Below are 13,166 nucleotides of genomic sequence, written 5' to 3' on the forward strand. Positions count from 1 at the left end.
GCCGGAAGTAGTTGGGGGTTGCCCCCTGTGAGATATGGAAGTCGCTTAGCTCTAGGGAGTTTAGCTCAGCTGGGAGAGCATCTGCCTTACAAGCAGAGGGTCAGCGGTTCGATCCCGTTAACTCCCAAAGGTCCCGTAGTGTAGCGGTTATCACGTCGCCCTGTCACGGCGAAGATCGCGGGTTCGATTCCCGTCGGGACCGTTTAAGATAACGCAAGTTATTTTAGACTCGTTAGCTCAGTTGGTAGAGCAATTGACTTTTAATCAATGGGTCACTGGTTCGAGCCCAGTACGGGTCATATCTGCGGGTTTGGCGGAATTGGCAGACGCACCAGATTTAGGATCTGGCGCTTAACGGCGTGGGGGTTCAAGTCCCTTAACCCGCATTAAGATATAATAAATGAGCCGGCTTAGCTCAGTTGGTAGAGCATCTGATTTGTAATCAGAGGGTCGCGTGTTCAAGTCATGTAGCCGGCATTTTTAGATAGAAGAAAATAGTGCGAACGTAGTTCAGTGGTAGAACACCACCTTGCCAAGGTGGGGGTCGCGGGTTCGAATCCCGTCGTTCGCTTAGAGAGGCCGGGGTGGCGGAACTGGCAGACGCACAGGACTTAAAATCCTGCGATTGGTAACGATCGTACCGGTTCGATTCCGGTCCTCGGCATAATATAATGAGCACCCTTAGCTCAACTGGATAGAGTACCTGACTACGAATCAGGCGGTTAGAGGTTCGACTCCTCTAGGGTGCATTTTTCTATTTAACTCGGGAAGTAGCTCAGCTTGGTAGAGTACTTGGTTTGGGACCAAGGTGTCGCAGGTTCGAATCCTGTCTTCCCGATTCATTACAGAGATACGTAAGCGTATCTTTTTTATTTAACTAGATATTATATACGATTAAGAGAGAATCAGTTTGCTTCTCTCTTTTTTAATTTCAGTAATTCATTTTGATCGCGTATCTTTTTTTGTTTCCTGATTTGTTCAATGAATACTGTAGTTTAGGTACATAAATTAAAATTTAAGAGATTGTATAATTCTTACAAACTTTTAAGAAAGTTATTGAAGAGTTTTTTGTTCTGCATATAATGTATATGTTTGTGCGATAAAAATTTCCGCTCTTTTGATTTTAAATAAGTATTAGTTTTCAATATAGTGTGAATGGGGTTTGATATTTCTTTTGAGGAAGCTGCCTTAGATTTTTCTACTTGTGTTTTATTGTATAGTGTATCTTGCTTATTTTGAACAGAATCTTTTATGACATTTGTCATATCTCCTCATGACAGAAGCTTCTAGTGGCAGTAGATTTAAAGAATTATAATAGATGTATCAAATGGAGGAAGAAGAGATGAAAAATAAAATGATTGTCGCAGTGAGTCTAGTAGCAGCAGGAGTCATGACTTATCTCATGTTCTCAGGATTGGATGAAGATTTCTATCATTTTCCTTGGGAGCTATTTGCAGGATTTGGAATGATGTCCTGGCTTATCCGAGAAGGTTTGAAATTAGTCTCATATGTGAAAAAGGAGTTTGAAAAATGAAAAAAGCGTTTCTCTATCTTTTTATTGGACTATCACTAGTGGTATGGTTGGTAGAAATGTTTACAGGTTGGTTTGATCAAGCCTTCCTTCACCAATTCATCCGTGGTATCTGGGGACTAGGATTTATGATTTTTATCGCCTTTCCTATGGGAAAGGAGTGGCTGAAAGGAGAATATCATGAACATGATTAAGGTAGAAAGCTTAAATAAAATCATCAAGGGCAAGGCTATTTTGAAGGATATTTCCTTTGAGATAGCTGAAGGTGAATGTGTCGCCTTGATTGGTCCCAATGGTGCTGGGAAGACCACACTCTTGGACTGTTTGCTTGGAGATAAACTGGTCACAAGCGGTCAAGTATCCATCCAAGGCTTGCCAGTGACGAGTTCTCAGTTAGACTACAAAAGATCCTATCTCCCTCAAGAAAATATCATCGTTCAGAAATTAAAGGTCAAAGAGTTGATTGCTTTCTTTCAAAGTATTTATCCAAATCCCTTGAGCAACCAGGAAATCGATCAACTATTGCAGTTTGACCAGCAACAGAAAGAGCAATTCGCAGAAAAATTGTCAGGCGGGCAAAAGCGTCTCTTCTCTTTTGTCTTGACCTTGATTGGACGACCAAAGCTTGTCTTTTTAGATGAACCAACTGCTGCCATGGATACTTCAACTCGTCAACGCTTTTGGGAAATTGTTCAGGAGTTAAAAGCTCAGGGAGTAACCATCCTCTATTCGTCCCATTATATCGAAGAGGTAGAGCATACAGCGGATCGAATCTTGGTCTTGAATAAGGGAGAGTTGATTCGCGATACAACACCTCTAGCCATGCGCAGTGAGGAGATTGAAAAGCACTTTATCCTTCCTCTAGCATACAAGGAAGTCATTGAGCAGTCTAACTTGGTTGAAAACTGGTCACAAAAACAAGATGCTTTGCAAGTAGTTACATGTGAAGCAGATGCTTTTTGGCAACTGTTAGTGCAAGCAGGATGTAGGATTCAAGAAATTGAAGTCAATAATCGTAGCTTGTTGGATACAATCTTTGAAGAAACACAAAAGGGAGATGACTAAGATGAAACGATGGATCGCACTAAACAAGATAGAATTTCTATTGACCAAACGACAATTAGTCTATTATTTATTATCAGTAGGTATGCCGACAGCCTTCTATTTATTCTTTTCAGGCATGTACCAAGAAACACCAGGTGGACCGGCTAATTTTATGCGCGACTACCTCATCTCCATGACGGCTTTTTCCATGATGTCGACAGCTATGTTTTCATTCCCAGCTGTTTTACATACCGATAAAATCAACAACTGGCAGAAAACATTGCGCCATAGCCCTGTAAATATGGTAGAATATTATCTATCAAAGATAACAAGTATGATGGCTGATTATTTGGTTTCAATCCTAGTTGTATTCTCAGTCGGGCACTTGGTCAGAGGTGTGGATATGCCTTTAGGAAGCTGGATTGGGGCTGCGCTCTTGCTGATAGTAGGAAGTGTAGCTTTTGTAGCGCTTGGCTTGATCCTGACTCTCTTACCGTCTAGTCAGCTGATGTCAGTCGTGGGCAATCTTCTCTATCTAGGCTTGGCTGTTTTAGGCGGACTATGGATGCCCATCTCTTTATTTCCAGACTGGATGCAAGCAATCGGGAAGTGCCTACCAACTTATCAGTTGATGGAGTTGCTCAAGACCTTCTTAAACGAGGGTGGCATCAATTTATCAGCCACAGTTTATCTACTTGTTTTTTCAGCAGTTTTGTTTGGTTTGACCATTTACCTTCAAGGTCATAAGGAGAATGCTTAATGCTTGAAAGACTGAAAAGCATAGACTATATGTATTGGACCAGTTTGATTTTTATGGTTTTTCCCATCGTTCCTGTAGTGACTGGGGAGCTTCCTAGCTGGCATTTGTTGATTGACATTCTGTTTGTCTTGGCTTACTTAGGTGTTTTAACCACCAAGAGTCAGCGTTTATCCTGGCTCTGTTGGGTGATTATGCTAGCCTATGTAGCTGGGAATACTGCCTTTGTTGGTGTAAATTATATCTGGTTCTTCTTTTTCCTTGCCAATCTCTTAATTTATCATTTCGGCGTACGTAGTTTTAATTCTTTACATGTCCGGACTTTTCTCCTTGCTCAATTCCTTGTTGTGGGGCAACTTTTGATTTTTCAGGAAGTTGAAGTTGAGTTTCTAGTCTATCTGCTTGGAATTATCACTTTTATCGATTTAATGACTTTTGGCTTGGTTCGGATTCGGATTGTGGAGGATTTGAAAGAAGCACAGGCTAAGCAAAATGCGCAGATAAATCTATTGCTTGCTGAAAATGAACGCAGTCGTATCGGTCAAGATTTGCATGATAGTCTGGGGCATACCTTTGCTATGCTTAGTGTTAAAACTGATCTAGCCTTGCAGTTATTTCAAATACAGGCTTATCCACAGGTGGAAAAGGAATTAAGAGAAATACAGCAAATTAGCAAAGAATCAATGCGTGAAGTGCGAACCATTGTGGAAAATCTTAAGTCTAGAACTTTGACATCCGAACTAGAGACTGTGAAAAAGATGTTAGAAATTGCTGGCATTGAGGTTCAAGTTGACAATCACTTGGACAAGGCTAGCTTGACCCAGGATGTGGAGTCGACGGCTTCCATGATTTTGCTTGAGTTAGTAACCAATATCATCAAACATGCCCAAGCGTTTAAAGCGTACTTAAAATTAGAACGGACAGAGAAAGAACTCATTCTAACAGTGGGAGATGATGGCTGTGGCTTTGCTTCTATAAAGGGGGATGACCTCCATACGGTTCGAGATCGTGTTCTTCCATTTTCGGGAGAAGTAAAGGTAATTAGTTGGAAACAACCGACAGAAGTTCAGGTTCGACTACCTTATAAGGAGAGAAACTAAGATGAAACTACTTGTTGCAGAAGATCAAAGTATGTTGCGAGATGCCATGTGCCAGTTGCTCACGCTTCAACCGGATGTAGAGTCTGTCTTTCAAGCCAAGAATGGGCAAGAAGCAATCCAACTATTAGAAAAGGAGTCTGTAGATATCGCCATCCTTGATGTAGAAATGCCTGTTAAGACGGGCCTCGAAGTCTTGGAGTGGATACGAGCAGAAAATCTAGAAACAAAGGTGGTTGTAGTGACGACCTTCAAGCGTCCTGGGTATTTTGAACGTGCGGTCAAGGCTGGAGTAGATGCTTATGTATTAAAAGAAAGAAATATTGCAGACCTCATGCAAACCTTGCACACTGTCCTCGAAGGGCGCAAGGAGTATTCACCTGAATTGATGGAAGTGGTGATGACGCATCCCAATCCATTAACAGAGCAAGAAATCGCAGTTTTAAAGGGAATCGCTCAGGGTTTCTCTAACCAAGAAATTGCAGACAAACTTTATCTATCCAACGGAACCGTCCGAAACTATGTCACCAATATTCTTTCGAAACTAGATGCTGGTAATCGAACAGAAGCTGCTAATATTGCGAAAGAATCTGGTTGGTTGTGATACTATCATATCTCGAAAACCATTATGTGCTAAATTGATGGGATTGAATGGAACAATACTAACTTTAGGAGGGTGGGATTCCTCCTTTTTCTTTTTTGGGGGAGCACTACAAAAGAGCTAAAGTTAACAATAAAAAAGAAAAATATCTTGACAACCAATAGAAAATTTTGTTACAATAATAGACGGTACTTTTTACTTTTGGTCTCTCAAGAGTGTACAGGGACGTGCTGACAAATGTTGCAAAAGTACACACAGATGATAGCTGTCACCAAGTGTATCATCACCAAAAATAAAAAAACACAGGAGAATGTAGATGCCTACAATTAACCAATTGGTTCGCAAACCGCGTAAATCAAAAGTAGAAAAATCTAAATCACCAGCTTTGAACGTTGGTTACAACAGTCATAAAAAAGTTCAAACAAACGTTTCTTCACCACAAAAACGTGGTGTTGCAACTCGTGTTGGAACAATGACACCTAAAAAACCTAACTCAGCCCTTCGTAAATTCGCTCGTGTACGTTTGAGCAACCTTATCGAAGTTACTGCCTACATCCCAGGTATCGGACACAACTTGCAAGAGCACAGCGTGGTTCTTCTTCGTGGTGGACGTGTAAAAGACCTTCCAGGGGTACGTTACCATATCGTCCGTGGTGCACTTGATACTGCAGGTGTTAACGATCGTAAACAAGGCCGTTCTAAATACGGTACTAAACGTCCAAAAGCATAAGGAAAGGGGATAAAGAGAAATGAGTCGTAAAAATAGAGCTCCAAAACGTGACGTATTGCCAGATCCGCTTTACAATTCACAACTAGTTACTCGTCTTATCAACCGCGTTATGCTTGATGGTAAACGTGGTACAGCTGCTTCAATCGTTTACGGTGCCTTTGAGCAAATCAAAGAAGCTACTGGAAACGATGCACTTGAAGTATTTGAAACAGCTATGGAAAACATCATGCCTGTACTTGAAGTACGTGCACGTCGTGTTGGTGGTTCTAACTACCAAGTCCCAGTTGAAGTTCGTCCAGAACGTCGTACAACACTTGGACTTCGTTGGTTGGTAACAATCGCTCGTCTTCGTGGTGAACACACAATGCAAGATCGTCTTGCAAAAGAAATCTTGGATGCTGCTAACAACACTGGTGCAGCTGTTAAGAAACGCGAAGACACTCACCGTATGGCTGAAGCTAACCGTGCATTCGCACACTTCCGTTGGTAAGATTAAGATACTAAGGGCGTTAAAAAAGCGACTGAAAATTAGGAAGCTTGACGAAGAATCAAAGATTCTAGGAGAGCTTATCTATTTTCCAAGCTTTTAGCCCGAGTTCAATTGAGCTCGATCAGCTCTTAGCAACAACTCAACTTACCATCTCGTAAGTTGAAACCAACAATAGCATGAAAACATTGAGAACGGGTAGGTCCTGCCTATCCGTTTTTATTAAAATCGTGTTATAATAGAATAGAAATCAAAAATAAATAGGAGAAACAAACCTCATGGCACGCGAATTTTCACTTGAAAAAACTCGTAATATCGGTATCATGGCTCACGTCGATGCTGGTAAAACAACAACTACTGAGCGTATTCTTTACTACACTGGTAAAATCCACAAAATCGGTGAAACTCACGAAGGTGCGTCACAAATGGACTGGATGGAGCAAGAGCAAGAGCGTGGTATCACTATCACATCTGCTGCAACAACAGCTCAATGGAACAACCACCGCGTAAACATCATCGACACACCAGGACACGTGGACTTCACAATCGAAGTACAACGTTCACTTCGTGTATTGGATGGTGCGGTTACCGTTCTTGACTCACAATCAGGTGTTGAGCCTCAAACTGAAACAGTTTGGCGTCAAGCAACTGAGTATGGAGTTCCACGTATCGTATTTGCCAACAAAATGGACAAAATCGGTGCTGACTTCCTTTACTCTGTAAGCACACTTCACGATCGTCTTCAAGCAAACGCACACCCAATCCAATTGCCAATCGGTTCTGAAGATGACTTCCGTGGTATCATCGACTTGATCAAGATGAAAGCTGAAATCTATACGAACGACCTTGGTACAGATATCCTTGAAGAAGATATTCCAGCTGAATACCTTGACCAAGCACAAGAATACCGTGAAAAATTGGTTGAAGCAGTTGCTGAAACTGACGAAGAATTGATGATGAAATACCTCGAAGGTGAAGAAATCACTAACGAAGAATTGAAAGCTGGTATCCGTAAAGCGACTATCAACGTTGAATTCTTCCCAGTATTGTGTGGTTCAGCCTTCAAGAATAAAGGTGTTCAATTGATGCTTGATGCGGTTATTGACTACCTTCCAAGCCCACTTGATATCCCAGCAATCAAAGGTATTAACCCAGATACAGACGCTGAAGAAACTCGTCCAGCCTCTGACGAAGAGCCATTTGCAGCTCTTGCCTTCAAGATCATGACTGACCCATTCGTAGGTCGTTTGACATTCTTCCGTGTTTACTCAGGTGTTCTTCAATCAGGTTCATACGTATTGAACACTTCTAAAGGTAAACGTGAACGTATCGGACGTATCCTTCAAATGCACGCTAACAGCCGTCAAGAAATCGACACTGTTTACTCAGGTGATATCGCTGCTGCCGTTGGTTTGAAAGATACTACTACTGGTGACTCATTGACAGATGAAAAAGCTAAAATCATCCTTGAGTCAATCAACGTTCCAGAACCAGTTATCCAATTGATGGTTGAGCCAAAATCTAAAGCAGACCAAGACAAGATGGGTATTGCCCTTCAAAAATTGGCTGAAGAAGATCCAACATTCCGCGTTGAAACAAACGTTGAAACTGGTGAAACAGTTATCTCTGGTATGGGTGAGCTTCACCTTGACGTCCTTGTTGACCGTATGCGTCGTGAGTTCAAAGTTGAAGCGAACGTAGGTGCTCCTCAAGTATCTTACCGTGAAACATTCCGCGCTTCTACTCAAGCACGTGGATTCTTCAAACGTCAGTCTGGTGGTAAAGGTCAATTCGGTGATGTATGGATTGAATTTACTCCAAACGAAGAAGGTAAAGGATTCGAATTCGAAAACGCAATCGTCGGTGGTGTGGTTCCTCGTGAATTTATCCCAGCGGTTGAAAAAGGTTTGGTAGAATCTATGGCTAACGGTGTTCTTGCAGGTTACCCAATGGTTGACGTTAAAGCTAAGCTTTACGATGGTTCATACCACGATGTCGACTCATCTGAAACTGCCTTCAAGATCGCGGCTTCACTTGCCCTTAAAGAAGCTGCTAAATCAGCACAACCAGCTATCCTTGAGCCAATGATGCTTGTAACAATCACTGTTCCAGAAGAAAACCTTGGTGATGTTATGGGTCACGTAACTGCTCGTCGTGGACGTGTAGATGGTATGGAAGCACATGGTAACAGCCAAATCGTTCGTGCTTACGTTCCACTTGCTGAAATGTTCGGTTACGCAACAGTTCTTCGTTCTGCATCTCAAGGACGTGGTACATTCATGATGGTATTTGACCACTACGAAGACGTACCTAAGTCAGTACAAGAAGAAATCATTAAGAAAAACAAAGGTGAAGACTAATCAGTTCTCACTCTAGAAGGAAGTCACTTAGTGGCTTCCTTTTGTCTTTAGAAAATACCTCTAAATATGGTAAAATAGTAGAAGAATAATGTGAGGAAAATGAATGTCAAATAGTTTTGAAATTTTGATGAATCAACTGGGAATGCCTGCTGAAATGAGACAGGCTCCTGCTTTGGCACAGGCTGATATTGAGCGAGTTGTAGTTCATAAAATTAGTAAGGTATGGGAGTTTCATTTCGTATTTTCTAATATTTTACCGATTGAAATTTTTTTAGAATTAAGGAAAGGTTTGAGCGAAGAATTTTCTAAGACAGGCAATAAAGCTGTTTTCGCAATCAAGACTCTGTCTCAAGAATTTTCAAATCAACTCTTGCAGGCCTATTATAGAGAGGCTTTTTCTGAAGGGCCATGTTCTAGTCAAGGATTTAAGTCCCTTTATCAAAATCTGCAAGTTCGTGCTGAGGGCAATCAACTCTTTATCGAAGGTTCCGAGGCGATTGATAAGGAACACTTTAAGAAAAATCATCTTCCTAATTTAGCTAAACAACTTGAAAAATTTGGTTTTCCTACTTTTAACTGTCAAGTAGAGAAAAATGATGTGATGACTCAAGAGCAGGAAGAAGCCTTTCATGCTGAAAATGAGCAGATTGTTCAAGCTGCCAATGAGGAAGCGCTCCGTGCTATGGAACAACTGGAACAGATGGCACCTCCTCCAGCAGAAGAGAAGCCAGCCTTTGATTTTCAGGCCAAAAAAGCTGTAGCTAAACCGAAGTTGGACAGGGCGGAGATTACTCCTATGATCGAAGTGACGACTGAGGAAAATCGTTTGGTTTTTGAAGGGGTTGTTTTTGATGTAGAGCAAAAAGTGACTAGAACAGGTCGTGTTTTAATCAATTTTAAAATGACGGACTACACTTCAAGTTTTTCTATGCAAAAGTGGGTTAAAAATGAGGAAGAGGCTCAGAAATTTGATCTCATCAAGAAGAATTCTTGGCTCCGAGTGCGTGGGAATGTGGAGATGAATAACTTCACACGCGATTTGACTATGAACGTGCAGGATGTGCAGGAAGTTGTTCACTATGAGCGGAAAGATTTGATGCCAGAAGGTGAGCGCCGGGTTGAGTTTCATGCTCATACTAACATGTCGACCATGGATGCTCTGCCAGAGGTTGAAGAAATCGTTGCGACAGCTGCTAAGTGGGGACACAAGGCGGTTGCCATCACGGACCACGGGAATGTCCAGTCCTTCCCACACGGCTATAAGGCGGCTAAGAAAGCGGGAATCCAGCTAATCTATGGAATGGAAGCCAATATCGTGGAGGACCGGGTTCCTATCGTTTACAACGAAGTGGAGATGGACTTGTCAGAAGCGACCTACGTTGTCTTTGACGTGGAAACGACGGGTCTATCAGCTATTTATAATGACTTGATTCAGGTTGCGGCCTCTAAGATGTATAAGGGGAATGTCATTGCTGAATTTGATGAATTTATCAATCCTGGGCATCCCTTGTCAGCCTTTACCACGGAATTGACTGGAATTACAGATGATCATGTCAAAAATGCCAAACCACTGGAACAAGTTCTGCAAGAATTCCAAGAATTTTGTAAGGATACAGTCTTAGTCGCCCACAATGCGACCTTTGACGTTGGCTTTATGAATGCCAATTATGAGCGTCATGGTCTGCCTAAGATTAGTCAGCCAGTCATCGATACGCTGGAGTTTGCTAGAAACCTCTATCCTGAGTATAAGCGTCATGGTTTGGGACCTTTGACTAAGCGTTTTGGTGTGGCTTTGGAACATCACCACATGGCCAATTACGATGCGGAAGCTACAGGTCGCCTGCTTTTCATCTTTATCAAAGAGGTAGCAGAAAAACATGGTGTGACTGATCTGGCTAGACTCAATATTGATCTAATCAGTCCAGATTCTTATAAAAAAGCTCGGATTAAGCATGCGACCATTTATGTCAAGAATCAGGTAGGTCTAAAAAATATCTTTAAACTGGTTTCTTTGTCTAACACCAAGTACTTTGAAGGAGTACCACGGATTCCGAGAACGGTTCTAGATGCCCATCGAGAGGGCTTGATTTTAGGAACAGCCTGTGCAGAAGGTGAAGTTTTTGATGCAGTCGTTTCTCAAGGTGTGGATGCGGCGGTTGAGGTGGCCAAGTATTATGACTTTATCGAGGTTATGCCACCAGCTATCTATGCTCCCTTGATTGCTAAGGAGCAGGTCAAGGATATGGAGGAACTCCAAACTATTATCAAGAGTTTGATAGAGGTTGGAGACCGCCTTAGTAAGCCTGTTTTGGCTACGGGAAATGTTCACTATATCGAACCAGAAGAAGAAATTTACCGTGAAATTATCGTCCGTAGCTTGGGACAGGGGGCTATGATTAACCGGACCATCGGTCATGGTGAACATGCCCAACCAGCTCCTCTGCCAAAAGCCCATTTTAGAACGACAAATGAGATGTTGGATGAATTTGCCTTCTTGGGAGAGGAACTGGCACGTAAACTGGTTATTGAAAACACCAATGCCTTGGCAGAGACCTTTGAGCCTGTTGAGGTCGTTAAGGGTGACTTGTATACGCCTTTCATCGACAAGGCTGAAGAAACAGTTGCTGAGTTGACCTATAAGAAAGCCTTTGAGATTTATGGAAATCCGCTACCAGATATCGTTGATTTGCGAATTGAGAAAGAATTGACTTCCATTTTGGGGAATGGATTTGCCGTGATTTATCTGGCTTCCCAGATGCTGGTGCAACGTTCCAATGAACGGGGCTACTTGGTTGGTTCTCGTGGGTCTGTCGGATCTAGTTTCGTTGCGACCATGATTGGGATTACAGAGGTTAATCCTCTCTCTCCACACTATGTCTGTGGTCAGTGTCAGTACAGTGAGTTTATCACAGATGGTTCTTATGGTTCAGGTTTTGATATGCCCAATAAGGACTGTCCTAAATGTGGTCATAAACTCAGCAAAAACGGACAGGATATTCCTTTCGAGACCTTCCTTGGTTTTGATGGGGATAAGGTTCCCGATATTGACTTGAACTTCTCGGGAGAAGACCAGCCTAGCGCCCACTTGGATGTGCGTGATATCTTTGGTGAAGAATACGCCTTCCGTGCAGGAACGGTTGGTACGGTAGCTGCTAAGACTGCCTATGGATTTGTCAAGGGTTACGAGCGGGACTATGGCAAGTTTTATCGTGATGCAGAGGTGGAACGTCTTGCTCAAGGTGCGGCTGGTGTCAAACGAACGACAGGACAACACCCAGGGGGAATCGTTGTTATTCCTAACTACATGGATGTCTACGACTTTACGCCTGTCCAGTATCCAGCAGATGATGTGACGGCTGAATGGCAGACGACTCACTTTAACTTCCATGATATCGACGAGAACGTCCTCAAACTCGATGTGCTGGGACATGATGATCCGACCATGATTCGAAAACTCCAGGACTTGTCTGGGATTGATCCTAATGAAATCCCGATGGATGACGAAGGTGTGATGGCCCTCTTTTCTGGGACGGATGTGTTAGGGGTAACACCTGAGCAAATCGGAACGCCTACGGGCATGCTGGGGATTCCTGAGTTTGGGACCAACTTTGTTCGAGGGATGGTCGATGAAACCCATCCGACGACTTTTGCAGAATTGCTTCAGTTGTCAGGGTTGTCCCACGGTACCGACGTTTGGCTTGGCAATGCCCAAGATTTGATTAAGCAAGGGATTGCTGACCTATCAACCGTTATCGGTTGTCGGGATGACATCATGGTTTATCTCATGCATGCTGGTCTCGAACCTAAGATGGCCTTTACTATCATGGAACGGGTGCGTAAAGGTTTGTGGCTCAAGATTTCCGAAGAGGAACGCAATGGCTATATCGAAGCCATGAAGGCTAATAAGGTGCCAGAGTGGTATATCGAGTCCTGTGGGAAAATTAAGTACATGTTCCCTAAAGCCCATGCGGCAGCCTACGTTATGATGGCCCTGCGTGTAGCTTACTTCAAGGTTCATCATCCCATTTATTACTACTGTGCTTACTTCTCAATCCGTGCTAAAGCCTTTGATATCAAGACTATGGGTGCGGGCTTGGATGCCATCAAACGCAGAATGGAAGAAATCTCTGAAAAACGGAAGAACAATGAAGCTTCTAATGTGGAAATTGACCTCTATACAACTCTGGAGATTGTCAATGAAATGTGGGAGCGTGGTTTCAAGTTTGGGAAGTTAGACCTCTACCGTAGTCAGGCGACAGAGTTCCTCATCGATGGGGATACCCTCATTCCGCCATTTGTAGCAATGGACGGTCTGGGAGAAAACGTTGCCAAGCAGTTAGTGCGAGCGCGTGAAGAGGGAGAATTCCTCTCTAAAACAGAACTACGCAAGCGTGGTGGACTCTCATCAACCTTGGTTGAAAAAATGGATGAAATGGGGATTCTCGGCAATATGCCAGAGGATAACCAGTTGAGTTTGTTTGATGAATTGTTTTAAAAAATTGCTTATTTTGATCAAGTGGACAAAATATGTCCACTTGATTTGTTATAATTCTCTTAAA

At 42.6% G+C, this 13,166-nt stretch carries 10 protein-coding genes and 9 tRNA genes; all 19 read left to right on the forward strand.

What is annotated here, in order from left to right; translation table 11 throughout:
* Window positions 1–54 precede the first annotated feature (54 nt).
* The 19 genes from QM865_RS01905 to QM865_RS01995 all read left to right on the forward strand — a co-directional run bounded on the left by QM865_RS01905 (window position 55) and on the right by QM865_RS01995 (window position 13,102).
* Window positions 55–127, forward strand: a tRNA-Val gene (locus tag QM865_RS01905).
* Between the two features lie 2 nt (window positions 128–129).
* Window positions 130–202, forward strand: a tRNA-Asp gene (locus QM865_RS01910).
* A 24-nt stretch (window positions 203–226) separates the two neighbouring features.
* Window positions 227–299: transfer RNA gene (locus tag QM865_RS01915), tRNA-Lys, on the forward strand.
* Window positions 300–304: 5 nt separating this feature from the next.
* Window positions 305–386, forward strand: a tRNA-Leu gene (locus tag QM865_RS01920).
* Between the two features lie 18 nt (window positions 387–404).
* Window positions 405–477, forward strand: a tRNA-Thr gene (locus QM865_RS01925).
* 22 nt (window positions 478–499) lie between these two features.
* Window positions 500–571: transfer RNA gene (locus QM865_RS01930), tRNA-Gly, on the forward strand.
* 7 nt (window positions 572–578) lie between these two features.
* Window positions 579–664: transfer RNA gene (locus QM865_RS01935), tRNA-Leu, on the forward strand.
* Between the two features lie 11 nt (window positions 665–675).
* Window positions 676–749: transfer RNA gene (locus tag QM865_RS01940), tRNA-Arg, on the forward strand.
* 15 nt (window positions 750–764) lie between these two features.
* Window positions 765–838 (forward strand) — tRNA-Pro (locus QM865_RS01945).
* A 489-nt stretch (window positions 839–1,327) separates the two neighbouring features.
* Window positions 1,328–1,534: a hypothetical protein gene (locus tag QM865_RS01950; protein ID WP_414305890.1), complete on the forward strand. Its 207-nt coding sequence runs from the start codon at window positions 1,328–1,330 to the stop codon at window positions 1,532–1,534.
* Window positions 1,531–1,725, forward strand: coding sequence for a hypothetical protein (locus tag QM865_RS01955; protein WP_261031208.1), 195 nt, complete (start codon window positions 1,531–1,533; stop codon window positions 1,723–1,725). Before QM865_RS01950 ends, QM865_RS01955 begins: the two co-directional genes overlap by 4 nt.
* Window positions 1,712–2,596, forward strand: coding sequence for an ABC transporter ATP-binding protein (locus tag QM865_RS01960; protein ID WP_414305891.1), 885 nt, complete (start codon window positions 1,712–1,714; stop codon window positions 2,594–2,596). The genes QM865_RS01955 and QM865_RS01960 overlap by 14 nt, the downstream gene beginning before the upstream one ends.
* Before the next feature lies 1 nt (window position 2,597).
* Window positions 2,598–3,335, forward strand: coding sequence for an ABC transporter permease (locus QM865_RS01965; protein ID WP_414305892.1), 738 nt, complete (start codon window positions 2,598–2,600; stop codon window positions 3,333–3,335).
* Window positions 3,335–4,432, forward strand: coding sequence for a sensor histidine kinase (locus tag QM865_RS01970; protein WP_414305893.1), 1,098 nt, complete (start codon window positions 3,335–3,337; stop codon window positions 4,430–4,432). The genes QM865_RS01965 and QM865_RS01970 overlap by 1 nt, the downstream gene beginning before the upstream one ends.
* 1 nt (window position 4,433) lies before the next feature.
* Window positions 4,434–5,033 carry a response regulator transcription factor gene (locus tag QM865_RS01975; RefSeq protein WP_060627194.1) on the forward strand — a complete coding sequence of 200 codons (600 nt, stop codon included), beginning with the start codon at window positions 4,434–4,436 and terminating at the stop codon, window positions 5,031–5,033.
* 313 nt (window positions 5,034–5,346) lie between these two features.
* Window positions 5,347–5,760: a 30S ribosomal protein S12 gene (rpsL, locus tag QM865_RS01980; RefSeq protein WP_001142332.1), complete on the forward strand. Its 414-nt coding sequence runs from the start codon at window positions 5,347–5,349 to the stop codon at window positions 5,758–5,760.
* Window positions 5,761–5,779: 19 nt separating this feature from the next.
* On the forward strand, window positions 5,780–6,250 hold the full coding sequence (rpsG, locus tag QM865_RS01985; protein ID WP_000087873.1) for a 30S ribosomal protein S7: 471 nt from the start codon (window positions 5,780–5,782) through the stop codon (window positions 6,248–6,250).
* Between the two features lie 275 nt (window positions 6,251–6,525).
* Complete coding sequence (fusA, locus tag QM865_RS01990; protein WP_000090354.1) at window positions 6,526–8,607, forward strand: elongation factor G; 2,082 nt, start codon at window positions 6,526–6,528, stop codon at window positions 8,605–8,607.
* 103 nt (window positions 8,608–8,710) lie between these two features.
* Complete coding sequence (locus tag QM865_RS01995; protein WP_414305894.1) at window positions 8,711–13,102, forward strand: PolC-type DNA polymerase III; 4,392 nt, start codon at window positions 8,711–8,713, stop codon at window positions 13,100–13,102.
* Window positions 13,103–13,166 lie beyond the last annotated feature (64 nt).

It is taken from the genome of Streptococcus mitis, from assembly GCF_047462815.1.
Lineage (GTDB): Bacteria > Bacillota > Bacilli > Lactobacillales > Streptococcaceae > Streptococcus > Streptococcus mitis_DO.

Bases quoted from the DNA above. Each gene is read 5' to 3' on its own strand.
- QM865_RS01950 (WP_414305890.1), top strand. From the start codon at position 1,328: ATGGAGGAAGAAGAGATGAAAAATAAAATGATTGTCGCAGTGAGTCTA.
- QM865_RS01955 (WP_261031208.1), top strand. From the start codon at position 1,531: ATGAAAAAAGCGTTTCTCTATCTTTTTATTGGACTATCACTAGTGGTA.
- QM865_RS01960 (WP_414305891.1), top strand. From the start codon at position 1,712: ATGAACATGATTAAGGTAGAAAGCTTAAATAAAATCATCAAGGGCAAG.
- QM865_RS01965 (WP_414305892.1), top strand. From the start codon at position 2,598: ATGAAACGATGGATCGCACTAAACAAGATAGAATTTCTATTGACCAAA.
- QM865_RS01970 (WP_414305893.1), top strand. From the start codon at position 3,335: ATGCTTGAAAGACTGAAAAGCATAGACTATATGTATTGGACCAGTTTG.
- QM865_RS01975 (WP_060627194.1), top strand. From the start codon at position 4,434: ATGAAACTACTTGTTGCAGAAGATCAAAGTATGTTGCGAGATGCCATG.
- rpsL (WP_001142332.1), top strand. From the start codon at position 5,347: ATGCCTACAATTAACCAATTGGTTCGCAAACCGCGTAAATCAAAAGTA.
- rpsG (WP_000087873.1), top strand. From the start codon at position 5,780: ATGAGTCGTAAAAATAGAGCTCCAAAACGTGACGTATTGCCAGATCCG.
- fusA (WP_000090354.1), top strand. From the start codon at position 6,526: ATGGCACGCGAATTTTCACTTGAAAAAACTCGTAATATCGGTATCATG.
- QM865_RS01995 (WP_414305894.1), top strand. From the start codon at position 8,711: ATGTCAAATAGTTTTGAAATTTTGATGAATCAACTGGGAATGCCTGCT.